The organism is Salmonella sp. 3C (assembly GCF_025426275.1).
In the GTDB taxonomy this organism is placed as follows: domain Bacteria; phylum Pseudomonadota; class Gammaproteobacteria; order Enterobacterales; family Enterobacteriaceae; genus Salmonella; species Salmonella enterica.
In genome coordinates, this window is the sequence record NZ_CP104858.1 from 3675852 (window position 1) to 3699547 (window position 23696).

At 54.4% G+C, this 23696-nt stretch carries 23 protein-coding genes; 16 read left to right on the forward strand and 7 right to left on the reverse strand.

All coding sequences use genetic code 11. The features are described from left to right. The first annotated feature begins 269 nt into the window (after nucleotides 1-269). The 9 genes from hpaG to N7E69_RS17605 all read left to right on the forward strand — a co-directional run bounded on the left by hpaG (nucleotide 270) and on the right by N7E69_RS17605 (nucleotide 9321). Entirely contained in the window at nucleotides 270-1559 is a 1290-nt protein-coding gene (gene hpaG, locus N7E69_RS17565) for a 4-hydroxyphenylacetate degradation bifunctional isomerase/decarboxylase (protein ID WP_000679212.1), read from the forward strand. After that, nucleotides 1556-3022 (forward strand): 5-carboxymethyl-2-hydroxymuconate semialdehyde dehydrogenase, encoded by a 1467-nt coding sequence (gene hpaE, locus N7E69_RS17570; protein ID WP_000723528.1) that lies wholly within the window; start codon nucleotides 1556-1558, stop codon nucleotides 3020-3022. The genes hpaG and hpaE overlap by 4 nt, the downstream gene beginning before the upstream one ends. A 1-nt stretch (nucleotide 3023) precedes the next feature. Further along, nucleotides 3024-3875, forward strand: coding sequence for a 3,4-dihydroxyphenylacetate 2,3-dioxygenase (gene hpaD, locus N7E69_RS17575; protein WP_000516978.1), 852 nt, complete (start codon nucleotides 3024-3026; stop codon nucleotides 3873-3875). A gap of 9 nt (nucleotides 3876-3884) precedes the next feature. Continuing rightward, complete coding sequence (locus N7E69_RS17580) at nucleotides 3885-4265, forward strand: 5-carboxymethyl-2-hydroxymuconate Delta-isomerase (RefSeq protein ID WP_001119849.1); 381 nt, start codon at nucleotides 3885-3887, stop codon at nucleotides 4263-4265. A gap of 143 nt (nucleotides 4266-4408) precedes the next feature. Further along, nucleotides 4409-5212 carry a 2-oxo-hept-4-ene-1,7-dioate hydratase gene (gene hpaH, locus N7E69_RS17585; RefSeq protein WP_000884795.1) on the forward strand — a complete coding sequence of 268 codons (804 nt, stop codon included), beginning with the start codon at nucleotides 4409-4411 and terminating at the stop codon, nucleotides 5210-5212. 10 nt (nucleotides 5213-5222) lie between these two features. After that, on the forward strand, nucleotides 5223-6014 hold the full coding sequence (gene hpaI / locus N7E69_RS17590) for a 4-hydroxy-2-oxoheptanedioate aldolase (RefSeq protein ID WP_000785062.1): 792 nt from the start codon (nucleotides 5223-5225) through the stop codon (nucleotides 6012-6014). A gap of 72 nt (nucleotides 6015-6086) precedes the next feature. Beyond that, entirely contained in the window at nucleotides 6087-7463 is a 1377-nt protein-coding gene (gene hpaX, locus N7E69_RS17595) for a 4-hydroxyphenylacetate permease (protein ID WP_001285788.1), read from the forward strand. 9 nt (nucleotides 7464-7472) lie between these two features. Beyond that, complete coding sequence (gene hpaA / locus N7E69_RS17600) at nucleotides 7473-8369, forward strand: 4-hydroxyphenylacetate catabolism regulatory protein HpaA (RefSeq protein ID WP_001751832.1); 897 nt, start codon at nucleotides 7473-7475, stop codon at nucleotides 8367-8369. Between the two features lie 13 nt (nucleotides 8370-8382). Next, a complete protein-coding gene (locus N7E69_RS17605) occupies nucleotides 8383-9321 on the forward strand; it encodes an MBL fold metallo-hydrolase (RefSeq protein ID WP_000976563.1) in 939 nt (312 codons plus the stop codon). Nucleotides 9322-9728: 407 nt separating this feature from the next. Here N7E69_RS17605 and N7E69_RS17610 read toward each other — a convergent pair whose 3' ends face one another. The 3 genes from N7E69_RS17610 to cbpA form a co-directional block, all read right to left on the reverse strand. Next, a complete protein-coding gene (locus N7E69_RS17610; protein WP_001675818.1) occupies nucleotides 9729-10091 on the reverse strand; it encodes an anti-adapter protein IraM in 363 nt (120 codons plus the stop codon). A 653-nt stretch (nucleotides 10092-10744) separates the two neighbouring features. Next, complete coding sequence (gene cbpM, locus N7E69_RS17615; protein WP_001284251.1) at nucleotides 10745-11050, reverse strand: chaperone modulator CbpM; 306 nt, start codon at nucleotides 11048-11050, stop codon at nucleotides 10745-10747. Continuing rightward, nucleotides 11050-11970 (reverse strand): curved DNA-binding protein, encoded by a 921-nt coding sequence (gene cbpA / locus N7E69_RS17620; protein ID WP_000420603.1) that lies wholly within the window; start codon nucleotides 11968-11970, stop codon nucleotides 11050-11052. The genes cbpM and cbpA overlap by 1 nt, the downstream gene beginning before the upstream one ends. Before the next feature lie 235 nt (nucleotides 11971-12205). On the opposite strand from cbpA, the gene N7E69_RS17625 reads away from it, so the two are divergent. The 5 genes from N7E69_RS17625 to agp all read left to right on the forward strand — a co-directional run bounded on the left by N7E69_RS17625 (nucleotide 12206) and on the right by agp (nucleotide 16993). Beyond that, nucleotides 12206-12568, forward strand: a complete 363-nt coding sequence (locus N7E69_RS17625; protein WP_001118898.1) for a copper resistance protein — start codon at nucleotides 12206-12208, stop codon at nucleotides 12566-12568. Nucleotides 12569-12616: 48 nt separating this feature from the next. Next, the gene (locus tag N7E69_RS17630) at nucleotides 12617-14503 is read left to right on the forward strand and encodes a protein-disulfide reductase DsbD family protein (RefSeq protein ID WP_000972969.1); all 1887 of its coding nucleotides are present in this window, start codon (nucleotides 12617-12619) and stop codon (nucleotides 14501-14503) included. Beyond that, nucleotides 14500-15123, forward strand: a complete 624-nt coding sequence (locus N7E69_RS17635) for a DsbA family protein (protein WP_000876690.1) — start codon at nucleotides 14500-14502, stop codon at nucleotides 15121-15123. Before N7E69_RS17630 ends, N7E69_RS17635 begins: the two co-directional genes overlap by 4 nt. Beyond that, nucleotides 15113-15619 (forward strand): protein disulfide oxidoreductase, encoded by a 507-nt coding sequence (locus tag N7E69_RS17640; RefSeq protein ID WP_000907523.1) that lies wholly within the window; start codon nucleotides 15113-15115, stop codon nucleotides 15617-15619. The genes N7E69_RS17635 and N7E69_RS17640 overlap by 11 nt, the downstream gene beginning before the upstream one ends. Nucleotides 15620-15751: 132 nt before the next feature. After that, complete coding sequence (agp, locus tag N7E69_RS17645) at nucleotides 15752-16993, forward strand: bifunctional glucose-1-phosphatase/inositol phosphatase (protein WP_000749193.1); 1242 nt, start codon at nucleotides 15752-15754, stop codon at nucleotides 16991-16993. A gap of 32 nt (nucleotides 16994-17025) precedes the next feature. Here the strand turns inward: agp and N7E69_RS17650 are convergent, their stop codons facing one another. Then, nucleotides 17026-17253 carry a YccJ family protein gene (locus N7E69_RS17650; protein WP_001143125.1) on the reverse strand — a complete coding sequence of 76 codons (228 nt, stop codon included), beginning with the start codon at nucleotides 17251-17253 and terminating at the stop codon, nucleotides 17026-17028. 20 nt (nucleotides 17254-17273) lie between these two features. After that, nucleotides 17274-17870, reverse strand: coding sequence for an NAD(P)H:quinone oxidoreductase (wrbA, locus tag N7E69_RS17655; RefSeq protein WP_001062898.1), 597 nt, complete (start codon nucleotides 17868-17870; stop codon nucleotides 17274-17276). A 384-nt stretch (nucleotides 17871-18254) separates the two neighbouring features. Here wrbA and N7E69_RS17660 point away from each other — a divergent pair, with 384 nt between their 5' ends. Together N7E69_RS17660 and rutR are read left to right on the forward strand one after the other, a co-directional pair. Further along, nucleotides 18255-18422, forward strand: a complete 168-nt coding sequence (locus N7E69_RS17660) for a general stress protein (protein ID WP_001273663.1) — start codon at nucleotides 18255-18257, stop codon at nucleotides 18420-18422. Nucleotides 18423-18558: 136 nt separating this feature from the next. Beyond that, complete coding sequence (rutR, locus tag N7E69_RS17665) at nucleotides 18559-19197, forward strand: HTH-type transcriptional regulator RutR (RefSeq protein ID WP_000083130.1); 639 nt, start codon at nucleotides 18559-18561, stop codon at nucleotides 19195-19197. Here the strand turns inward: rutR and N7E69_RS17670 are convergent. Then, nucleotides 19194-19589, reverse strand: coding sequence for a lysozyme inhibitor LprI family protein (locus tag N7E69_RS17670; RefSeq protein ID WP_000821066.1), 396 nt, complete (start codon nucleotides 19587-19589; stop codon nucleotides 19194-19196). The two genes, rutR and N7E69_RS17670, sit on opposite strands and share 4 nt — an antisense overlap. Nucleotides 19590-19647: 58 nt before the next feature. Further along, a complete protein-coding gene (gene putA, locus N7E69_RS17675; protein ID WP_261743138.1) occupies nucleotides 19648-23610 on the reverse strand; it encodes a trifunctional transcriptional regulator/proline dehydrogenase/L-glutamate gamma-semialdehyde dehydrogenase in 3963 nt (1320 codons plus the stop codon). Nucleotides 23611-23696: the final 86 nt, after the last annotated feature.

Sequence of the window (23696 nt, forward strand, 5' to 3'; positions counted from 1 at the left end):
TTCTCTTTTGCAGAATTATTAATACCTGAATAATTCGTGTTTACCGATGTGAGCTATGACATCTGTTTTATGTCCAAAGTTTAACAGAAACAAGGGGTTTTATTTAACTATTTGATATGTATGTATTTAATAATAAATTTGTGAAAATATTGTTAATCACATCACAAATACTTTACTTCAGCTTGCTAAATGTACAGCGAAAGCATAAATCTAATCATTAATATATTAATGAAATCACAGCCCGTTAAATCGGCCTGAGGAGTTTATGTATGAAGGGTACTGTTTTCGCCGTTGCGTTAAACCATCGCAGCCAGCTTGATGCCTGGCAAGAGGCTTTCTCTCAGCCTCCCTATAATGCGCCGCCTAAAACCGCAGTGTGGTTCATCAAGCCGCGTAATACGGTGATTCGTCACGGCGAACCCATTCCTTATCCGCAGGGAGAAAAGGTACTGAGCGGCGCGACAGTGGCGCTCATTGTGGGGAAAACCGCCAGCCGGATACGCTCTGAAGCGGCGGCGGACTATATCGCCGGGTATGCGCTGGCTAACGAGGTCAGCCTGCCGGAAGAGAGCTTTTATCGCCCGGCGATTAAAGCGAAATGTCGCGATGGCTTTTGCCCGCTGGGTGAAATGGCGCCGCTGAGTGATGTGGATAACCTCACCATTATCACGGAAATCAACGGACGAGAAGCGGACCACTGGAATACTGCCGATTTACAGCGTAGCGCCGCACAGCTGCTTAGCGCGTTAAGTGAGTTCGCTACGCTTAACCCTGGCGATGCGATCTTACTCGGTACACCGCAGAATCGCGTTGCGCTGCGTCCCGGCGATCGGGTGCGTATTCTGGCGAAAGGTTTACCCGCTCTGGAAAATCCGGTTGTCGCAGAAGATGAATTCGCCCGCAACCAGACTTTTACGTGGCCGCTGTCAGCGACGGGTACGTTATTTGCGTTGGGGTTGAACTACGCCGATCACGCCAGCGAGCTGGCATTTACGCCGCCGAAAGAGCCGCTGGTATTTATCAAAGCGCCAAACACCTTTACCGAACATCACCAAACGTCGGTGCGCCCGAACAACGTCGAATATATGCACTATGAAGCCGAACTGGTCGTGGTGATTGGCAAAACGGCGCGTAAGGTGAGCGAAGCCGAAGCCATGGAGTATGTGGCCGGTTACACCGTCTGTAACGACTACGCGATCCGCGACTATCTGGAAAACTACTACCGTCCGAATCTGCGGGTAAAAAGCCGCGACGGCCTGACGCCGATAGGCCCGTGGATTGTGGATAAAGAGGCGGTTTCTGATCCGCACAACCTGACGTTACGCACCTTTGTCAACGGTGAGCTGCGCCAGGAAGGGACGACCGCCGATCTGATCTTCAGCATCCCGTTCCTGATTTCTTATCTGAGCGAATTTATGACGTTGCAACCGGGCGACATGATTGCCACCGGTACGCCGAAAGGGCTGTCCGATGTGGTGCCGGGGGATGAAGTTGTCGTGGAAGTAGAAGGCGTGGGTCGCCTGGTTAACCGAATCGTCAGTGAGGAGAGCGCAAAATGAAGAAAATAAATCATTGGATTAACGGCAAAAACGTTGCAGGTAACGACTACTTCCAGACCACTAACCCGGCGACCGGTGACGTGCTGGCGGAAGTAGCCTCCGGCGGTGAAGCAGAAGTGAACCAGGCTGTCGCGGCGGCCAAAGAGGCGTTCCCGAAATGGGCCAATCTGCCGATGAAAGAGCGCGCGCGCCTGATGCGTCGTCTGGGTGACCTGATTGACCAGAACGTACCGGAAATCGCGGCGATGGAAACCGCCGACACCGGTCTGCCTATTCACCAGACTAAAAACGTGCTGATCCCGCGCGCCTCGCATAACTTCGAATTCTTCGCCGAAGTGTGCCAGCAGATGAACGGCAAGACCTATCCTGTTGACGATAAAATGCTCAATTATACGCTGGTGCAGCCCGTCGGCGTCTGCGCGCTGGTGTCGCCGTGGAACGTGCCGTTTATGACCGCGACCTGGAAAGTCGCGCCGTGCCTGGCGCTGGGCAACACCGCGGTGCTCAAAATGTCCGAGCTGTCGCCGTTGACTGCCGACAGGCTGGGCGAGCTGGCGCTGGAGGCAGGAATTCCGGCAGGGGTGCTGAACGTGGTGCAGGGCTACGGCGCGACGGCGGGCGATGCGCTGGTACGCCACCATGACGTACGTGCGGTGTCGTTTACCGGCGGTACCGCCACCGGTCGCAATATCATGAAAAATGCCGGCCTGAAAAAATACTCGATGGAGCTGGGCGGCAAATCGCCGGTGCTGATTTTTGAAGATGCCGACATTGAGCGCGCGCTGGACGCCGCGCTGTTCACCATCTTCTCGATCAACGGCGAACGCTGCACCGCCGGGTCGCGCATCTTTATCCAGCAGAGCATTTACCCTGAGTTCGTGAAGCGCTTTGCCGAACGCGCGAATCGCCTGCGTGTCGGCGATCCGACCGACCCGAACACCCAGGTCGGCGCGCTGATTAGCCAACAGCACTGGGAAAAAGTCTCCGGTTATATCCGCCTCGGCATTGAAGAGGGCGCAACGCTGCTGGCGGGCGGTGCGGAAAAACCCACTGACCTGCCTGCGCATCTGAAAGGCGGTAACTTCCTGCGCCCAACCGTGCTGGCCGATGTCGACAACCGTATGCGCGTCGCGCAGGAAGAGATCTTTGGGCCAGTCGCCTGTCTGCTGCCATTCAAAGACGAAGCGGAAGGGTTACGTTTGGCGAACGACGTGGAATACGGTCTGGCCTCTTATATCTGGACCCAGGACGTGAGCAAAGTGTTGCGCCTGGCGCGTGCGATTGAAGCCGGCATGGTCTTCGTCAACACCCAGAACGTCCGCGACCTGCGCCAGCCGTTCGGCGGCGTGAAAGCCTCCGGTACCGGGCGCGAAGGCGGCGAATATAGCTTCGAAGTGTTTGCGGAAATGAAAAACGTCTGCATCTCAATGGGCGACCATCCTATCCCAAAATGGGGAGTTTGATATGGGCAAGTTAGCGTTAGCAGCAAAAATTACCCACGTGCCGTCGATGTATCTTTCTGAACTGCCAGGAAAAAATCACGGTTGTCGTCAGGCAGCCATTGATGGGCATATTGAAATTGGCAAGCGTTGCCGCGAAATGGGCGTTGACACCATTATCGTATTCGACACCCACTGGCTGGTGAATAGCGCTTACCACATTAATTGTGCCGACCATTTCCAGGGCGTCTATACCAGCAACGAATTGCCGCACTTTATTCGCGACATGACCTATGACTATGACGGTAATCCGGAGCTCGGCCACCTGATCGCCGACGAGGCAGTCAAACTGGGCGTGCGCGCTAAAGCGCATAACATCCCGAGCCTGAAGCTGGAGTATGGCACGCTGGTGCCGATGCGCTACATGAACAGCGACAAGCACTTCAAAGTGGTCTCCATCTCGGCGTTCTGCACTGTGCATGATTTTGCCGACAGTCGCAGACTGGGCGAAGCCATTCTCAAGGCGATTGAGAAATATGACGGTACCGTAGCGGTATTCGCCAGTGGTTCTCTGTCGCACCGTTTTATTGACGACCAACGGGCGGAAGAGGGGATGAACAGCTACACCCGCGAGTTCGATCATCAAATGGACGAGCGCGTGGTCAAGCTGTGGCGCGAAGGCAAATTCAAGGAGTTTTGCACCATGTTGCCGGAGTACGCCGACTACTGCTACGGCGAAGGCAACATGCACGACACGGTCATGCTGCTGGGAATGCTGGGTTGGGACAAATACGACGGCAAGGTGGAGTTCATCACCGACCTGTTCGCCAGCTCCGGTACCGGCCAGGTAAACGCTGTTTTCCCGCTGCCTGCGTAAGGGGTGTTTATGCCGCACTTTATTGCTGAATGTACTGAAAATATTCGCGAGCAGGCTGATTTACCCGGCCTGTTCAGCAAGGTAAACGAGGCGCTGGCCGCCAGCGGGATTTTCCCCATCGGCGGTATCCGCAGTCGCGCCCACTGGCTGGATACCTGGCAGATGGCTGACGGTAAGCATGATTACGCGTTTGTGCATATGACGCTGAAAATCGGCGCCGGGCGCAGCCTGGAGAGCCGTCAGGAAGTCGGCGAAATGCTGTTTGGGCTGATTAAAGCCCACTTCGCCGACCTGATGGAGAACCGCTATCTGGCGCTGTCGTTTGAGATTGCCGAGTTACATCCAACGCTCAATTACAAACAAAACAACGTACACGCGTTATTTAAATAGCACACTCTTTCGCCCGGTGGCGCTGCGCTTACCGGGCCTACAAAAAAACGATGCACGAAGCAATACCGAACCGTAGGCCGGGTAAGACGCACCTGCGTCGCCACCCGGCGCAGCAGCACCGAATGACGTAACAGGAAGCAACTATGCTCGATAAACAGACCCATACCCTGATCGCTCAGCGACTTAATCAGGCTGAAAAACAGCGTGAACAGATTCGCGCAGTGTCGCTGGATTATCCCAACATCACTATTGAAGATGCCTATGCCGTACAGCGTGAATGGGTCAATATCAAGATCGCCGAAGGGCGCACGCTCAAAGGCCACAAAATCGGCCTGACCTCAAAAGCGATGCAGGCCAGCTCGCAAATCAGCGAACCGGATTACGGCGCGCTGCTTGACGATATGTTCTTCCATGACGGCGGCGATATCCCCACCGACCGTTTTATCGTCCCGCGTATTGAAGTGGAGCTGGCGTTTGTGCTGGCGAAACCGCTGCGCGGCCCTCACTGCACGCTGTTCGACGTCTACAACGCCACGGATTATGTGATTCCGGCGCTGGAACTGATTGACGCCCGCAGCCACAACATCGACCCGGAAACCCAGCGCCCGCGCAAAGTGTTCGACACCATTTCCGACAACGCCGCCAACGCCGGGGTGATCCTCGGTGGTCGTCCCATCAAACCAGACGAGCTGGATCTGCGCTGGATCTCCGCGCTGCTCTATCGCAACGGCGTAATCGAAGAAACCGGCGTCGCCGCAGGCGTGCTGAATCATCCGGCCAACGGCGTGGCGTGGCTGGCGAACAAGCTTGCCCCCTACGATGTCCAGCTTGAAGCCGGGCAGATCATCCTCGGCGGCTCGTTCACCCGCCCGGTGCCGGCGCGCAAGGGCGACACCTTCCATGTCGATTACGGCAACATGGGCGCGATCAGTTGCCGGTTTGTGTAAGGAAAAAACGATGAAAAATGCTTTCAAAGACGCGTTAAAAGCGGGGCGTCCGCAAATCGGTTTGTGGCTGGGGCTTGCCAACAGTTACAGCGCTGAACTGTTAGCGGGCGCCGGCTTCGACTGGCTACTGATCGACGGTGAACACGCGCCAAACAACGTGCAGACGGTGTTGACCCAGTTGCAGGCGATTGCGCCTTATCCCAGCCAGCCGGTGGTGCGCCCGTCATGGAACGATCCGGTACAGATTAAGCAACTGCTCGACGTCGGCGCGCAAACGCTGCTGATACCGATGGTGCAGAATGCCGATGAAGCGCGAAACGCCGTGGCGGCTACGCGTTATCCGCCTGCCGGTATTCGCGGCGTGGGCAGCGCGCTGGCGCGGGCATCGCGCTGGAATCGCATTCCGGACTATCTCCACCAGGCCAACGACGCCATGTGCGTACTGGTGCAGATTGAAACGCGTGAGGCGATGAGCAATCTGGCGTCAATTCTCGACGTGGATGGCATTGACGGCGTGTTTATCGGCCCGGCGGACCTCAGCGCCGATATGGGCTTTGCCGGCAATCCGCAGCACCCGGAAGTGCAGGCGGCGATTGAGAACGCCATCGTGCAGATACGCGCGGCGGGGAAAGCGCCGGGGATTCTGATGGCCAATGAAGCACTGGCGAAACGTTATCTGGAACTGGGGGCGCTATTTGTCGCCGTCGGCGTTGACACCACGCTGCTGGCGCGCGGAGCGGAGGCGCTGGCGGCGCGCTTTGGCGCAGAAAAAAACCTGTCCGGTGCGTCCGGCGTCTATTAAGCCTGGCCCGGTAAGCGTAGCGCTACCGGGCAACCGTAGTACCCTACAAAAATTCCCATCAGAGGAAAAAAAATGAGCGACACATCATCTGCACTTCCGGAAAGCCCCGAGTCTGTCGGTTCGCACAACGCGCTCAGCACGGGTCAACAAACCGTCATAAATAAACTGTTCCGCCGACTGATCGTATTTTTATTCGTGTTGTTTATCTTCTCGTTTTTAGACCGTATCAACATCGGTTTTGCCGGGTTGACGATGGGGCAGGATCTGGGGTTAAGCGCCACCATGTTTGGCCTTGCCACGACGCTGTTTTACGCCACCTACGTCATTTTCGGCATTCCCAGCAACGTGATGTTGAGCATTGTCGGCGCCCGCCGCTGGATTGCGACCATTATGGTGCTATGGGGCATTGCATCTACCGCCACGATGTTCGCGGTGGGACCGAAAAGCCTGTATGTGCTGCGAATGCTGGTGGGCATTACCGAAGCGGGCTTTTTGCCAGGAATACTGCTCTATTTAACCTACTGGTTCCCGGCATTTTTCCGCGCCCGCGCCAACGCATTATTTATGATTGCCATGCCGGCCACTACCGCATTGGGGTCGATTGTCTCCGGCTATATTTTATCGCTGGACGGCATATTCAATCTGCATGGATGGCAGTGGTTATTCCTGTTGGAAGGATTTCCGTCAGTTTTGTTAGGCATTATGGTGTGGTTTTACCTGGATGATACCCCGGCAAAAGCCAAATGGCTGACGGCAGAGGATAAAAAATGTTTGCAGGAGATGATGGATAATGACCGCCTGACGCTGGTTCAGCCGGAGGGGGCCATCAGCCATAACGCCATGCAGCAGCGTAGTCTGTGGCGCGAAGTATTCACGCCAATTGTACTGATGTATACGCTGGCCTATTTTTGCCTTACCAATACGCTTAGCGCCATTAGTATCTGGACGCCGCAAATCCTGAAAAATTTTAATGAAGGCAGCAGCAATATCACCATCGGCCTGCTGGCGGCGATCCCGCAGATTTGTACTATTCTGGGCATGATTTACTGGAGCCGCCATTCGGACAAACATCAGGAGCGTAAACATCACACGGCGTTGCCGTTCCTGTTTGCCGCCGCGGGCTGGCTGCTGGCGTCGGCGACCGACCATAACCTGATCCAGCTCCTGGGGATCGTGATGGCATCCACGGGGTCCTTTAGCGCGATGGCGATCTTCTGGACCACGCCGGATCAGTCGATCAGTTTACGCGCCAGGGCGATAGGCATTGCGGTCATCAATGCCACCGGCAATATTGGCTCCGCGCTCAGCCCGTTTATGATTGGCTGGCTAAAAGATATCACCGGTAGCTTCAATAGCGGACTCTGGTTTGTCGCTTCTCTGTTAGTCGTCGGCGCCGCCATTATCTGGCTCATTCCCATGAAAGCATCGCGTCCGCGCGCCACCCCTTGAGGAGAAACTATGTGCCAACGTGCGATCGCCAATATTGATATCAGCAAAGAGTATGACGAAAGCATGGGCAGTAACGATGTGCATTATCAGTCGTTTGCTCGTATGGCGGATTTCTTTGGTCGTGATATGCAGGCGCATCGCCACGACCAGTTTTTTCAAATGCACTTTCTTGATACCGGGCAGATTGAGTTACAGCTCGACGATCATCGCTATTCGGTGCAGGCGCCGCTATTTGTGCTTACGCCGCCCTCGGTGCCGCATGCTTTTATTACCGAATCGGATAGCGATGGCCATGTTCTGACGGTACGCGAAGAGCTGGTTTGGCCGCTGCTGGAAGTGCTTTATCCCGGCACCAGAGAGGCCTTTGTCCTGCCGGGAATCTGCCTGTCGCTGGCGGATAAACCCAACGAGCTGGCGGCGCTCAAACATTACTGGCAGCTAATTGAGCGGGAGTCCACGGAACAACTGGCTGGCTGCGAACATACCCTGGTGCTACTGGCGCAGGCGGTATTTACCTTGCTGTTGCGTAATGCGAAGCTGGACGATCACGCCGCAACCGGGATGCGCGGTGAACTGAAACTTTTTCAGCGCTTTACCCTGTTAATTGACAACCACTTCCATCAGCACTGGACGGTGCCCGATTATGCCTGCGAGTTGCATATTACCGAATCTCGTTTGACCGATATTTGCCGACGTTTTGCTAATCGCCCGCCTAAACGCCTGATTTTTGATCGGCAATTACGCGAGGCGAAACGACTGCTGCTTTTTTCCGACAATGCTGTCAACGAGATCGCCTGGCAATTAGGTTTTAAAGATCCGGCTTATTTCGCCCGTTTCTTTAATCGCCTTGCTGGCTGTTCTCCTTCGCAGTTTCGCCAACGTGAAGTTCCCTCTTTTCTCAACTAAGAAGAGTAAAAACATGATGAAAAAAAGCGTCGCTATGCTGGCGGTTTGTATGCTGGCGCAAAGCCACCTTGCCATTGCTGCCGGTACTCCTGCGCCTCAAGAGATCAACATTGTTTTACTGGGCACCAAAGGCGGGCCTTCTTTGCTCAATACAGCCAGACTACCGCAAGCGACGGCGCTCACTATCGGCGATAAAATATGGCTGATAGATGCCGGCTACGGCGCCAGTCTGCAACTGGTGAAAAACGGCATTCCACTGCGCAACATCAATACTATTTTGCTCACCCATCTGCACAGCGACCACATACTGGATTATCCTTCCTTGCTGATGAATGCCTGGGCAAGTGGTCTGAAAGACCATACCATACAGGTGTATGGCCCGCCGGGAACCCAGGCGATGACGAAGGCTAGCTGGAAGGTCTTTGACAGGGATATCACGCTACGCATGGAGGAAGAGGGGAAACCCGATCCGCGCAACCTGGTTAAGGCGACCGATATTGGCCAGGGCGTCATCTATAAAGATGAACTGGTCACAATAAGCGCGCTAAAAGTGCCTCATTCCCCTTTCCCGGACGGTGAAGCGTTTGCTTACCGTTTTGATACCCAGGGTAAGCGAATCGTCTTCTCTGGCGATACGTCCTGGTTTCCGCCGCTTACAACGTTTGCCCAAGGGGCGGATATCCTGGTACATGAGGCGGTACATGTCCCTTCGGTAGCAAAACTGGCTAATAGTATTGGCAACGGAAAAACGCTGGCTGAAGCGATTGCGTCGCATCACACCACGATTGAAGATGTCGGTAAGATTGCTCGCGAGGCCCACGTGAAAAAACTGGTGTTAAGTCATCTGGTGCCTGCGACGGTTGCGGATGACGTCTGGCAACAGGAAGCCATGAAAAATTACCCGGGCCCTGTCATTGTCGGTCATGACAATATGACGATAAGCGTACCGTAGGTATCAGAGCAGGGATAAACCCACGGGCTGACATGATGTCAGCCCGTTATGCTTTTGGCGATCAGCATGACGCGCAGAGCTTTTGTCTAAAACATTATTTTTTCTAAACACTACTTGCTGATTTTTATGCACAATAAAGGTAAGATGATTGCTCTGGTGAAATATCACTAAATAAGAATGTCACGGATGGAATTTATACAGTGTTAAAAGCAATGCGTTTCTTTGTCTGCCGGCCATCAGTAATATCCTCTGTACCGGCTCCTCGTTGCCAAAGTGAAGGTTAGATTAAACGAATCAAAAAATATCCGAACTGTACAATTTTTATATCAAACATATTTAACTGCAAAATACTGCAAACGTGCGCGAATACACTTAATCAGTAGTATGGCTAATGCATACTTTATTTCCTAAACTTTCTTATTATCTATTTGAATATTTCTGGTTAAACCAAATGGACAAACGGATACCAGACACTCGAAAGGATAACTGCAGGCTTCTGGTTTAGGATTGCAGTTACCAGGACAGTGGCTATTTTCTTTAAGCGATTTCCATAGAACAGCATTAAACCTGGTAACGTTGTAAACAGTAACGGGATAAAGTTTATCGTTTATTAAGACCCCCTTATTAAAGGGGATGATAATGCTACCTGGAGGCATGTAAACATCTGCCTGATACCATAAGGTCAATCTAAGATTTTTTAGGCTATGTATGCATGAGAACGACACTCCGGTAGAGGGACTTATAACTGTATCAACGACCTTCCATTCCATTACAGAAACCTTTTAAGTGAAATAGTCAATGGTGTAAATTACATTTTCCGCAAGCCTATTCAGGATAGATGAAAATCTGAGAAACATAACTCGTTGAAAACGATCGTTTTTTATTGACCACTCTATTTATATTGATTTTTTAATAAGTTATTTATTTTATGCTCTTATTTTGTTTACATTCTATTACATTTTTGTATTTTAGGCGTGGTGTAAATATTGGGCGGTAGTGGATGTTATAACGCTCAATTATTAAACTGTAAGTGACTGTTGTATTTCTTATTTATAAATACCGCAACCTGTAAGCGCAGCGGTACATTTTACCCGGCATTGACAGGGAGAAGGTACGTATCAACCAGAGAGTACAAAACAGTGAAAGAATATATTCTTCAGGCAATAAATGATCGCTAACGTGTAAAAATAACCGACGTATCTAAAAAATGTGAACGTGTGGCTGGTCTTTATTTAAACGATGATCTTCGCAATGGCGCATTAATGGCTGACATTGGCGGTTCGTTGATCGGGTTGTGCGCGGTGAAAGGCTATATTTCTTCCGTTGGGGGAAGTATGTCAGAGGCATTCTGGTATTATACCGGGTACATGTAAATCCGGGGTGGGCAGAAAGCCCACCCTCGGTTTATTGCCTTTATCGTGGATTAGGGATGCGAGATAAAGCGAGAAAGGCGTTGCAGCAGTAACCGGTTTTCTTCGCGCAGCCGTGAATTCTCTTCCAGCAGCGTTAACGCGACCGCGATCCCAGGCCAGTCGAGCGCCAGCTCCTCGCGTAAGCGTAGCGCGCGTTGTACCACGCTCGCTGCGCGATCGTCGAATTGCCAGTCGGCGTTATCGTCTTCGTAAGGCTCAATTACGCCAAGTCCGACGATTTCGTTTAGCTCCTCTTCCGTCACGCCGGTGTGCAAACAAAATTCGGTGATGGTAAAGGTGACAGTGATGTTAGCCATTATGCTTTCCCCCATTGCTGGCGTGGGTCAAAGGACGACTGCGCGTCCGCCAGTTGTTGCCACAGGGCAGCTGTCTTCTCGTCAGGTTTCGGCGGCATAACGATTTTGATGATGGCATAGAGATCGCCAGTGTGCTTTTTACTGGCTAATCCTTTTCCTTTGATACGCAGCCGCTGACCTGCCTGGCTGCCGGGGGGAATGGTCAGCAAAATACGCTCTTTAAGCGTTGGCACAGACACCTTAGCGCCGAGCGCCGCCTCCCATGGGGCAAGCGGAAGGACGACTTCCAGATCCTGATTGACAATATCAAAGAGCGGATGCGGGGCAATATGGATAACGAGCCATAAATCGCCATTAGGTCCGCCGTTTTCCCCCGGCGTGCCCTGGCCTTTCAGTCTGATTCGTTGTCCGTTGCTGACGCCAGCCGGGATTTTCACATTCAATGTTTTGGGAATTTCCCGCTCCACCAGGCCGAACGCGTTATAAACGGGGACGGAATAGCTAATCGTACGCTGGTGCTCTTCCAGCGTTTCTTCCAGGAATACCGCCACTTCAATTTCGATATCATGACCGCGTGCGGCGTGGCGGTGGTGCGAATGGCGACCGTGCTGACCAAAAATAGACGAGAAAATATCATCAAAATCTTCGGCGTTATACGGCTGGCCTTCGTGTTGCTGGAACTGGCGATTAAATTGTGGATCGTTACGGTGTTGCCATAACTGGTCATACTCGGCGCGCCGTTGCTCATCACTCAGCACTTCCCATGCTTCAGCAACCTCTTTGAAACGGGCTTCGGCATCGGGTTCTTTGCTGACATCTGGATGGTACTTGCGGGCCAGTCGGCGATAGGCGGTCTTAATCGTCTTGAGATCGTCCGTCGGTTTCACGCCCATAATGGCGTAATAATCCTTAAGTTCCATAGCATCATCTCGCTAAATCAATACATACAGAAGGGACCCCAAAAAGGTTTCTCCACTAAGTGTAGGGTAAACCTGAAAAGTGCGTATGAAAACACCAGTTATATCATTAGTAAGAATAAATTACGTTGTTCGACTATCAGAAGGTTGCGCAGCGCGCCGACATAACTTTACAGGGGAAAGGTTGCCAAAACCGCGCCAGTGGCTAAGATAACTCGCGTTAAACAGTGAGGGCGCAATGGCGAAACAACAACGGATGGGCTGGTGGTTTCTTTGCCTTGCATGTGTCGTGGTAATGGTTTGTACCGCGCAACGCATGGCGGGCCTGCACGCCTTGCAGATGCAGGCGACGGCCGCTGCTGCGGTGGTCAGCGCTCCCTCCTCGACAGATGACGGCTCGCCGGTCACCCCCTGCGAATTAAGCGCCAAGTCGCTGCTGGCGGCGCCTCCGGTACTCTTTGAAGGCGCTATCCTTGCGCTTTGTCTACTGCTTTCCTTACTGGCGCCTGTCCGGGTCATGCGCCTGCCGTTTTCGCCTCCACGGGCTATTTCGCCGCCCACATTACGGGTACATCTACGATTTTGTGTCTTCCGTGAATGACAGACCGGTTATTGCTAACGGTTAATTACTCATTCACGGAGAAAAAATATGATGATTTTGTTCAGGCGGATACTGTTCTGCCTGTTATGGCTTTGGCTGCCCGTTTCCTGGGCGGCGGAAAGCGGCTGGCTGCGTTCGCCCGATAACGACCATGCCAGCATACGGCTACGTGCCGATACGTCCGCTAACGGTGAGACCCGGCTGTTGCTGGATGTCAAACTGGAAAACGGCTGGAAAACCTACTGGCGCGCGCCGGGGGAAGGGGGCGTGGCGCCCTCTATCGCCTGGAAAGGCGACATGCCTGAGGTAAGTTGGTTCTGGCCAACCCCCTCGCGCTTTGATGTGGCGAATATCACCACCCAGGGATATCACGACGAGGTGACCTTTCCGATGATCGTGCGCGGTACGCCGCCCGCGACCTTGAGCGGCGTGTTGACGTTATCAACCTGCAGCAATGTTTGTCTGTTGACCGATTACCCCTTTTCCGTGACGCCCACTGTGCAGAATGCCGATTTTGCCCATGACTATGCGCGGGCGATGGGTAAAGTTCCGCTCCGCAGTGGACTAACGGACTCGCTTGACGTCGGCTATCGCCCGGGAGAACTGGTGGTCACTGCTACGCGAGCGGCGGGCTGGTCATCGCCCGGGCTCTATCTTGACACCATAGATGACGTCGATTTTGCGAAGCCTCGCCTGCGCGTAGAGGGCGACAGGTTACAGGCGACGGTGCCGGTGACGGACAGTTGGGGCGAAAAGGCGCCCGATTTGCGCAACAAATCGCTGACCCTCGTGTTAGCCGATGGCGCTATCGCCCAGGAGAGCACGCAAACCATTGGCGCTGCGCCAGCGCAAACGCCGGACAATGCGGCGCTACCTTTCTGGCAAGTTGTAATGATGGCGCTGATCGGCGGACTGATTCTTAATTTAATGCCCTGCGTACTGCCGGTTCTGGGCATGAAACTTGGCTCTATTTTATTGGTAGAGGAAAAAAGCCGCTCTCACATCAGGCGACAATTTTTGGCTTCGGTCGCCGGTATCATTGCGTCATTTATGGCGCTGGCGGCGTTTATGACCCTCCTTCGCCTGTCAAACCATGCGCTGGCTTGGGGAATCCAGTTCCAGAATGTATGGTTTATTGGTTTTATGGCGCTGGTGATGTTGTTGTTTAGCGCCAGCCTGTTCGGGCTTTTTGAGTTCAGGCTTCCCTCATCTATGACCACGAAACTGGCCACTTACGGCGGTAACGGTATGTCGGGACATTTCTGGCAGGGGGCATTCGCCACGCTGCTGGCGACGCCTTGTAGCGCGCCGTTTCTGGGCACGGCGGTCGCCGTGGCGCTCACGGCGTCGCTGCCGACGCTGTGGGGGCTGTTCCTTGCGCTTGGCCTGGGAATGAGCGCGCCGTGGCTACTGGTCGCGATACGACCAGGGCTTGCGCTACGTTTACCGCGCCCCGGGCGCTGGATGAATGTCCTGCGCAGGATCCTCGGTCTGATGATGCTGGGGTCGGCTATCTGGCTGGCGACGTTACTCCTGCCGCATTTCGGCTTCACTGCGTCAAAGAGCGCGCAAGACACGGTTCAGTGGCAACCGTTGAGTGAACAGGCAATCCAGTCGGCGCTGGCGCAGCATAAGCGGGTATTTGTCGATGTCACTGCGGACTGGTGTATTACCTGTAAAGTGAATAAATACAACGTCCTGCAAAAAGAGGATGTACAGGCTGCCTTGCAACAGCCGGATGTTGTGGCGCTGTGGGGAGACTGGACGCTGCCGTCCGATGCCATTACAGATTTTCTGAAAACGCGTGGCCAGGTTGCCGTGCCGTTTAATCAGGTATATGGCCCCGGCTTGCCGGAAGGGGAGGCACTGCCCACTTTGCTGACCCGCGATGCGGTATTACAAACGTTGAAAAAAGCGAAAGGAATAACCCAATGAAATACATGATTGTTTTGCTGCTGGCGCTGTTTTCGACGCTGAGCATCGCGCAAGAAACCGCTCCTTTTACGCCGGATCAGGAAAAGCAGATTGAAAATCTGATCCATGCGGCGTTGTTTAACGATCCTGCCAGCCCGCGGATAGGCGCTAAACACCCTAAGCTGACGCTGGTGAACTTTACGGATTACAACTGCCCGTACTGCAAACAGCTCGATCCGATGCTGGAAAAGATTGTGCAGAAATATCCTGACGTTGCGGTCATTATTAAACCGCTGCCATTCAAAGGAGAGAGCTCCGTACTGGCGGCGCGTATTGCGCTGACCACCTGGCGCGAGCATCCGCAACAGTTCCTCGCGCTACATGAAAAACTCATGCAAAAGCGCGGTTACCATACGGATGACAGTATTAAACAGGCCCAGCAGAAAGCAGGGGCTACGCCAGTGACGCTGGATGAAAAAAGCATGGAAACGATACGCACTAATTTGCAGTTGGCAAGGCTGGTCGGCGTGCAAGGAACGCCAGCGACGATCATTGGCGACGAGCTGATTCCGGGCGCAGTGCCCTGGGATACGCTGGAAGCGGTGGTGAAAGAAAAACTGGCGGCTGCCAATGGCGGGTAAACTGCGGCGTTGGCTGCGTGAAGCCGCGGTTTTTCTGGCGCTCCTCATCGCGATAATGGTGGTCATGGACGTCTGGCGCGCGCCGCAGGCGCCTCCGGCGTTTGCCGCGACACCGTTACATACGCTGACGGGAGAGTCGACGACTCTGGCGACCTTGAGCGAGGAACGCCCCGTACTGCTCTATTTTTGGGCCAGCTGGTGCGGGGTATGCCGCTTTACTACGCCTGCGGTCGCTCGCCTGGCGGCGGAAGGGGAAAACGTCATGACCGTTGCGCTCCGCTCCGGCGATGACGCTGAGGTTGCCCGCTGGCTGGCGCGCAAGGGCGTTGACTTCCCGGTCGTCAATGATGCTAACGGCGCCTTATCCGCTGGCTGGGAAATCAGCGTGACGCCAACGCTGGTGGTGGTTTCACAAGGTCGGGTTGTGTTCACCACCAGCGGCTGGACCAGCTACTGGGGCATGAAGCTTCGGCTATGGTGGGCAAAAACGTTCTGAATATGCGCCGGGGTTTCCCGGCGCTAACGCGTTTACTGTAAGAAAAACCCCCGTTTTGCGAAATCGTTCCCGGAAAAATGATCCATTTCTGTCACACTCAGAACGATTTGATAACAACAAGAGGTCATAGGGATGAAAAAATCATTACTCGCTGTTGCTGTGGCAGGGGCTGTTTTGTTGTCATCCGCCGTACAGGCGCAGACAACGCCGGAGGGTTATCAATTACAACAGGTGCTGATGATGAGCCGCCATAATCTGCGGGCGCCGCTGGCGAATAATGGCAGCGTACTGGCGCAGTCGACGCCGAACGCCTGGCCGGCGTGGGACGTTCCCGGCGGGGAACTGACGACGAAAGGCGGCGTGCTGGAAGTCTATATGGGACACTACACACGTGAATGGCTGGTCGCGCAGGGGCTGATACCGTCGGGAGAATGTCCGGCGCCCGACACGGTATATGCCTATGCGAATAGTTTGCAGCGCACCGTCGCCACCGCGCAATTTTTCATTACCGGCGCTTTCCCCGGCTGTGATATTCCTGTTCATCATCAGGAAAAAATGGGCACTATGGACCCTACCTTCAATCCGGTGATTACCGATGATTCCGCCGCGTTCCGGCAACAGGCCGTACAGGCGATGGAAAAGGCGCGTAGTCAGCTACATCTTGATGAGAGTTATAAACTGCTTGAGCAGATAACGCATTATCAGGACTCGCCGTCCTGCAAAGAGAAGCATCAGTGTTCGCTAATCGACGCGAAAGATACCTTCAGCGCGAACTATCAGCAAGAGCCTGGCGTGCAGGGGCCGCTGAAAGTAGGGAACTCGCTGGTGGACGCGTTTACCCTGCAATATTACGAAGGGTTTCCGATGGATCAGGTCGCCTGGGGCGGGATTCACACCGATCGGCAGTGGAAGGTGCTGTCAAAACTGAAAAACGGCTACCAGGACAGCCTGTTTACCTCACCCACGGTGGCACGCAATGTCGCTGCGCCGCTGGTGAAATATATCGATAAGGTGCTGGTTGCCGATCGCGTTAGCGCGCCGAAGGTTACCGTGCTGGTGGGGCATGATTCCAATATCGCGTCGCTGCTGACGGCGCTGGATTTTAAACCCTATCAGCTCCATGACCAGTATGAGAGAACGCCGATTGGCGGTCAGCTTGTCTTCCAACGCTGGCATGACGGCAACGCTAACCGGGATTTGATGAAAATTGAGTATGTCTACCAGAGCGCCCGGCAGTTACGTAACGCGGAAGCATTAACGCTTAAATCGCCCGCGCAAAGGGTAACGCTGGAACTGAAAGGATGTCCGGTGGATGCGAACGGCTTCTGTCCGCTGGATAAGTTTGATAACGTCATGAACACTGCCGCAAAATAGCCGTATGCCCCCGCGCAGGCGGGGCGTTTGTGTTATACGTTTTTACGTTCGATGATTTGTTCGCCCCAGAAGAGCGAGTCTTTGTCCGTTTTCTCAAAGGCTTTGATCAGCACCTCATCGCTACCTTCTTCCCATATTTTTTCTGCCAGTTTCTCGTCATAGTGAGCGACTTCAAAAATGGCTTCGGCAATTTCCGGCGACGTATTACGCAGGCTTGCCCATTCGCCGACGCGGTGCGCTTTTGCTTCTTGAGTTGGCATTCGAATCCTCCTGTTGAAGATTAGCCGTTGAGTTTGACTGCCAGACCGGCGACGTATTCCCCCTGATAGCGAGCGATAGAGAGTTCCTCCTGGCTTGGTTGACGTGAACCGTCGCCTCCAGCGATAGTCGTTGCGCCGTAAGGCGTGCCGCCGCGAACCTGGGAGACGTCAAACAGTTCCTGTGCGGCATAGCCTATCGGGACAATCACCATCCCATGATGGGCAAGCGTAGTCCAGGTCGAGGTGATGGTCTGCTCCTGGCCGCCGCCCGTTCCGGTAGAACTGAACACGCTGCCGAGCTTGCCGTATAACGCGCCGGATGCCCACAGTCCGCCGGTTTGGTCCAGGAAGGTACGCATCTGGCCTGACATATTGCCAAACCGGGTTGGCGTACCAAAAATAATGGCATCGTAATCCGCCAGCTCCTGTGGGGTGGCAACCGGTGCGTTTTGCGTTTTACCGCCAGCTTTTGCGAAGATTTCAGGCGGCATTGTTTCTGGCACACGCTTTATAATGACCTCTGCGCCGTCGACTTTCTTTGCCCCTTCCGCCACCGCGTGCGCCATGGTTTCAATGTGTCCGTACATGGAATAATAGAGCACCAGAATCTTTGCCATTTGTACTACTCCTCAGATTAATCAGGTGTGTAGCGATTCGCTACGTCTATTTAAAGATATGCCCTCCTGTGAAGAGTGCAAATTTCAGCGCCATTTCTTTGATTTATAACAATAATTAATTTGGCTACCTTTGTTGCAAAATGATACATTTTTAAGCGCTTTGATTTTCCCAAGTATAAGAATAACTTATTTATTTCTCATTGTTATTATTCTGCATATTCGGCTTCTGATGTTGCAGAATATTTCGGTAAGCGGCCTACCACGGCGTTTTTCACTATGCTTAATGTTACGCGGCGTTACTGATGATATCGTTCATACGCGGCGCGAGGAGATACTCCTCATTACCTATGCAATATGATGTCTAATCTATGACGGAGGTCAGTAATGGCAAACCATCGTGGCGGTTCCGGTAATTTTGCGGAAGACCGCGAAAGAGCATCAGAAGCAGGTCGTAAAGGTGGTCAGCACAGCGGGGGCAATTTTAAGAATGACCCGCAGCGTGCATCCGAAGCAGGCAAAAAAGGGGGCAAAAGCAGTAACCGTAATAGCTAGCCTGCGTCACAACAGCAAGACGCTGAGCGTTTCGCGCTAAAAAGCGTCATGCGCCACCGCCGCCGGATTTCCGGCGGTTTTTTTGTTTATAAGCCGGATTTGGTATGCTTGCGTCCTGACGAAAAGGAGAGGGCGCATGTCGCAACGCACAGAGAAAAAAATCGGGAAACGTTCGCAGGCCACCGGTGCAAAACGGCAGCTTATCTTAACCGCCGCGCTTGCCGTTTTTTCCCAGTATGGCATTCATGGCGCGCGTCTTGAACAGGTTGCCGAGCGGGCAGGCGTCTCCAAAACCAATCTGCTTTATTATTATCCCTCGAAAGAGGCGCTGTATGTCGCGGTAATGCGACAGATTCTGGATGTCTGGTTGGCGCCGCTCAAGGCGTTTCGCGCAGAATCTTCCCCTCTGGAGGCCATCAAAGAGTATATCTGTCTCAAGCTGGAGGTTTCGCGTGATTATCCGCAGGCGTCGCGGCTCTTCTGCATGGAGATGCTGGCGGGCGCGCCGCTCTTAATGGAGGAACTGACCGGCGATCTAAAAGCGTTGATAGATGAAAAATCCGCGCTGATTGCCGGATGGGTGCACAGCGGGAAACTGGCGCCCGTCTCCCCGCACCATTTGATCTTCATGATTTGGGCCGCCACGCAACATTACGCCGATTTTGCCCCTCAGGTTGAGGCGGTAACCGGCGCGACGCTTCGCGATGAAGCCTTTTTCAACCAAACGGTCGAAAGCGTTCAGCGCATTATTATTGAAGGGGTTCGCGTGCGTTAACCGGCTGGCGGCAGTGGGCAGCTCAAATCACCCTCTTCACATTGCAGCAGCGAGGCTAAAAACGCTTCGCGTTCGTTCGTTTTATCGGTCAGGCACTGGCTGGCGATCATGGGTTGAACGCTGCCGCCCTCCGTACCTGAGCGAATCAGCGCGCAATCGGCGTCGCGCAGGGCAATCCATGCCACCTGTGCTTTTTGTAACAGCTCGCGCTGCGGCGGTTGCGCACGCTTAAGCGCGCTTTGATAGGTTTCGTTCAGCTTTTTATCTGCCGCCTGGTATTGCGCGGCGGCGCAGCGATTCATTTCCAGCTGCGTACTGGCGCTGGCACACTCATCGGCCAACGCCTGACTGCTGATCAACAACGCCGCGCAGGTAAGGAAAATTCGTTTCATACGGTCCTCTGACGCGAGTAAAAAGGCTCCATTGACGGAGCCTTAATTAACCACAGTATTAGCCAATTGTCATCAGGCTGGCATTACCGCCAGCGGCGGCAGTGTTTACGCTCAGCGAACGTTCAATATAGAGCCGTTCCAACAGTATATTGCTTTCGCCGCGGGCGAAACCCTGTACCGACACTATCGCGCCTTCGCGGGCGGCGACGGCTTCGCACACGGTTCGCAGCTTGTCGGAGTCGCCGTGGAAAATCACCGCGTCAAACGGCTGCGCCATCAGCGTTTCCGCTTTCGCAAACTGGACACGCGCCGCAGCGGCGGCGGGGAGACGTTTCGCCAGATCGCGGTGGAAGGCGTCGTCTGACCATAGCGCCTGACTGCCGACGGCGAGAACGGCGGCAAGCTGCGTCAACGCGTCCTGTTCATCATCAGCCAGGCATAATACCCGTTCACGCGGCAACAACGTCCAGGTATTGCGCTCGCCGGTCGGCCCCGGTAGCAGGCGCTGCGTGCCGGCCTGGGCCAGATCGGCGAATTGTCGGCAGAGCGTCTGTAGCGCCGGGCGATCCGCCGCCCATTGTGTCAGGGCGGTCAACGGCGCGAGTAGCGTGGTTTTAAGCTGCGCATCCACCGGGTAACGCGCATCCTGACGAGTCAGCGTCGTATTGAGCGCATTGGGCGGGCGGTGTGCCAGCAGGCGGTAGAGATAGAGCGGCCCTCCCGCTTTTGGCCCGGTACCGGACAGTCCTTCGCCGCCAAACGGCTGGACGCCGACGACCGCGCCCACCATATTACGGTTAACGTACAGGTTGCCGACATGGGCGGAACCGGTGACTTGCGCAATGGTTTCATCAATACGGGTATGTACGCCCAGCGTTAGCCCGTAGCCGGAAGCGTTAATCTGTTCGATAAGCTCCGCCAGTTGGTTACGGTTATAACGCACGACATGCAGCACGGGCCCGAAGACCTCTTTTTCCAGTTCTGCGAAGTTTTCCAGCTCAATAAGCGTGGGCATAACAAACGTACCGGTCTGCCATTCCTGCGCGTCATCGTTGTTTTCACGCGCGGCCTGGAAAACCGGGCGGCCTTTGGCGCGCATCGTCTGGATATGACGCTCGATGTTGGCTTTGGCCTCGCTATCAATCACCGGCCCGATATCGGTCGTCAGACGGCCTAGATTCCCCATCCGACACTCCGCCATCGCGCCGCGTAACATTTTCAGCGTATGTTCGGCGATATCGTCCTGCAAACACAGCACGCGGAGCGCGGAACAGCGTTGTCCGGCGCTGTCGAAAGCGGAAGCCAGCACATCCACGACTACCTGCTCGGTGAGCGCGGAAGAGTCGACAATCATAGCGTTCATACCGCCGGTTTCCGCAATCAACGGAATAGGGCGGCCCTGGGCGTCAAGACGTGTGGCAATGTTGCGCTGCAACAACGTCGCGACCTCCGTGGAACCGGTAAACATCACGCCGCGTACACGCGCATCGGCGGTAAGCTGGGCGCCGACGGTTTCTCCCCGTCCCGGCAACAGTTGCACGACGCCCGGCGGTACGCCCGCTTCCAGCAAAATGGCAATGCCCTGGGCGGCAATCAGCGATGTCTGCTCTGCCGGTTTCGCCAGAACGCTGTTACCTGCCGCCAGCGCGGCGGCGATTTGGCCGGTGAAAATGGCCAGCGGGAAGTTCCACGGACTGATGCAGACTACCGGCCCTAACGGGCGATGCGTTTCGTTATCGAAATCGTCACGCACTTGGCCGGCATAATAATAGAGGAAGTCTACCGCTTCGCGCACTTCGGCAATGGCGTTGCTGAACGTTTTCCCCGCTTCACGTACCAACAGGCCAATCAACTGCTGCATTTGGTCTTCCATTAATACCGCCGCCCGCTGCAAAATGGCGGCGCGTTCTTGCGGCGGCGTCGCAAACCAAACCGGTGCCTGATTGACCGCGTTTTGCAATGCCTGTTCAGCTTCGCTTTCTGTCGCTTCGCGTCCCCAGCCGACAATATCTTTCGGTTCCGCTGGGTTGATAACCGGCGTCATCTCACCGTCGGCCACCGGTTGTTCCAGCACAGGTTTGGCCTGCCATTTCTGCATGGCGTTGCTTAACAGGGCAGAAGAAAGCGAGGCGAGGCGATGTTCATTCGCTAAATCAAGTCCGGCGGAGTTTATCCGACCTTCGCCGTACAGATCGCGCGGCAGCGGAATTTTCGGATGCGGTATGCCAGCCTGACCTTCCTGCTGCGCCAGTTTTTCCACGGCATCGACCGGGTCGGCCACCAGTTCATCGAGCGGTAGGGTGGCATCGGCGATGCGGTTGACAAAAGAGGTGTTGGCGCCGTTTTCCAGCAGGCGTCGTACCAGATAGGCCAGCAGGGTTTCGTGTGTTCCCACCGGCGCGTAAATACGGCAGGGACGGTTAAGTTTTCCGTCCGCTACTTTACCGGTGACCTGTTCATACAGCGGTTCGCCCATGCCGTGCAGGCACTGGAATTCGTACTGACCCGGATAGTAATTTTGCCCGGCCAGATGATAAATCGCCGCCAGTGTGTGAGCGTTATGGGTCGCGAACTGCGGGTAGATCAGATTAGGAACGGCGAGCAGTTTTTTCGCGCAGGCCAGATAAGAGACATCGGTATACACTTTGCGGGTATAAACCGGATAGCCCTCCAGCCCTTCCATTTGCGCGCGTTTGATTTCGCTATCCCAGTAGGCGCCTTTCACCAGACGAATCATCAGCCGACGGCGGCTACGGGAGGCCAGATCGACTAAATAATCAATGACCAGTGGACAGCGTTTTTGGTAAGCCTGGATCACAAAGCCAATGCCGTTCCAGCCTGCGAGTTCGGGTTCGAAGCAGAGTTTTTCCAGCAGATCGAGCGAGATCTCCAGACGATCCGCCTCTTCGGCGTCGATATTGAGACCGATATCATACTGGCGCGCCAGCAGCGTCAGGGATTTCAGGCGCGGATAAAGCTCCTCCATTACCCGATCGTATTGTGCACGACTATAGCGTGGATGCAGGGCGGACAGCTTAATTGAGATGCCTGGCCCTTCGTAAATACCGCGACCGTTAGACGCTTTGCCGATGGCATGAATCGCTTGCTGGTAAGAGACCATATAAGCCTGCGCATCGGCGGCGGTTAACGCGGCTTCGCCCAGCATATCGTAAGAATAGCGGAACCCTTTCTCTTCCAGTTTTCGGGCATTCGCCAGCGCCTGAGCAATGGTTTCACCAGTCACGAACTGCTCGCCCATTAAACGCATCGCCATGTCGACGCCTTTGCGGATTAACGGTTCGCCGCTCTTGCCGATAATGCGGTTCAGCGAGCGCGATAGATTGGCTTCGTTATGCGTTGAGACCAGTCGGCCGGTAAAGAGCAGCCCCCAGGTGGCGGCATTTACAAACAGTGACGGGCTACGGCCAATATGCGACTGCCAGTTGCCATTACTGATTTTGTCGCGAATTAACGCATCGCGCGTAGCTTTGTCAGGAATACGCAGCAGCGCTTCCGCCAGACACATCAGCGCTACGCCTTCTTGCGAAGAGAGGGAAAACTCCTGCAACAGGCCTTGTACCATACCCGCGCGACCGCTGGCGGATTTTTGATTGCGCAATTTCTCCGCCAGTTGATACGCCAGTTTATGCGCCTGCTCAGCGACAGGCGGCGACAGGCGCGCCTGTTCCATTAGCATTGATACCGCATCGGTTTCCGGGCGGCGCCAGGCGGCGGTGATGGCGGCGCGAGAGACGGATTGGGGAAGAATCTGTTCGGCAAACTCCAGAAAGGGCTGATGCGGCTCATCCTGCGGCGCGACCGGCTCCTCGCTTTCATTTGCCGCGCCGGCAAACAGCGCAGGTAGCTCCGGTAGCGTATCGCTATTTTCCAGCTTGTCCAGATAGCTAAAGATTGCCTGTTTTATTAACCAGTGCGGCGTGCGATCGATACGCGACGCGGCCATTTTGATCCGTTCGCGCGTGGCGTCGTCCAGCTTAACCCCCATCGTGGTGGTTCCCATACCCTCTACTCCTGTTATTTGCTCTATCTGCTAACCAATAGTTAGCGGAAAATATCCACCATGTTGCAACTTTGTGCAACCGCGTT

Coding starts and splice junctions, on each gene's coding strand:
- hpaE (WP_000723528.1), top strand. CDS start 1,556: ATGAAGAAAATAAATCATTGGATTAACGGCAAAAACGTTGCAGGTAAC.
- N7E69_RS17650 (WP_001143125.1), bottom strand. CDS start 17,253: ATGCCAACTCAAGAAGCAAAAGCGCACCGCGTCGGCGAATGGGCAAGC.
- rutR (WP_000083130.1), top strand. CDS start 18,559: ATGTCGCAACGCACAGAGAAAAAAATCGGGAAACGTTCGCAGGCCACC.
- hpaD (WP_000516978.1), top strand. CDS start 3,024: ATGGGCAAGTTAGCGTTAGCAGCAAAAATTACCCACGTGCCGTCGATG.
- N7E69_RS17635 (WP_000876690.1), top strand. CDS start 14,500: ATGAAATACATGATTGTTTTGCTGCTGGCGCTGTTTTCGACGCTGAGC.
- cbpA (WP_000420603.1), bottom strand. CDS start 11,970: ATGGAACTTAAGGATTATTACGCCATTATGGGCGTGAAACCGACGGAC.
- N7E69_RS17670 (WP_000821066.1), bottom strand. CDS start 19,589: ATGAAACGAATTTTCCTTACCTGCGCGGCGTTGTTGATCAGCAGTCAG.
- hpaH (WP_000884795.1), top strand. CDS start 4,409: ATGCTCGATAAACAGACCCATACCCTGATCGCTCAGCGACTTAATCAG.
- wrbA (WP_001062898.1), bottom strand. CDS start 17,870: ATGGCAAAGATTCTGGTGCTCTATTATTCCATGTACGGACACATTGAA.
- N7E69_RS17660 (WP_001273663.1), top strand. CDS start 18,255: ATGGCAAACCATCGTGGCGGTTCCGGTAATTTTGCGGAAGACCGCGAA.
- N7E69_RS17630 (WP_000972969.1), top strand. CDS start 12,617: ATGATGATTTTGTTCAGGCGGATACTGTTCTGCCTGTTATGGCTTTGG.
- agp (WP_000749193.1), top strand. CDS start 15,752: ATGAAAAAATCATTACTCGCTGTTGCTGTGGCAGGGGCTGTTTTGTTG.
- cbpM (WP_001284251.1), bottom strand. CDS start 11,050: ATGGCTAACATCACTGTCACCTTTACCATCACCGAATTTTGTTTGCAC.
- hpaG (WP_000679212.1), top strand. CDS start 270: ATGAAGGGTACTGTTTTCGCCGTTGCGTTAAACCATCGCAGCCAGCTT.
- hpaX (WP_001285788.1), top strand. CDS start 6,087: ATGAGCGACACATCATCTGCACTTCCGGAAAGCCCCGAGTCTGTCGGT.
- N7E69_RS17605 (WP_000976563.1), top strand. CDS start 8,383: ATGATGAAAAAAAGCGTCGCTATGCTGGCGGTTTGTATGCTGGCGCAA.
- N7E69_RS17625 (WP_001118898.1), top strand. CDS start 12,206: ATGGCGAAACAACAACGGATGGGCTGGTGGTTTCTTTGCCTTGCATGT.
- putA (WP_261743138.1), bottom strand. CDS start 23,610: ATGGGAACCACCACGATGGGGGTTAAGCTGGACGACGCCACGCGCGAA.
- hpaA (WP_001751832.1), top strand. CDS start 7,473: ATGTGCCAACGTGCGATCGCCAATATTGATATCAGCAAAGAGTATGAC.
- N7E69_RS17640 (WP_000907523.1), top strand. CDS start 15,113: ATGGCGGGTAAACTGCGGCGTTGGCTGCGTGAAGCCGCGGTTTTTCTG.
- hpaI (WP_000785062.1), top strand. CDS start 5,223: ATGAAAAATGCTTTCAAAGACGCGTTAAAAGCGGGGCGTCCGCAAATC.
- N7E69_RS17610 (WP_001675818.1), bottom strand. CDS start 10,091: ATGGAATGGAAGGTCGTTGATACAGTTATAAGTCCCTCTACCGGAGTG.
- N7E69_RS17580 (WP_001119849.1), top strand. CDS start 3,885: ATGCCGCACTTTATTGCTGAATGTACTGAAAATATTCGCGAGCAGGCT.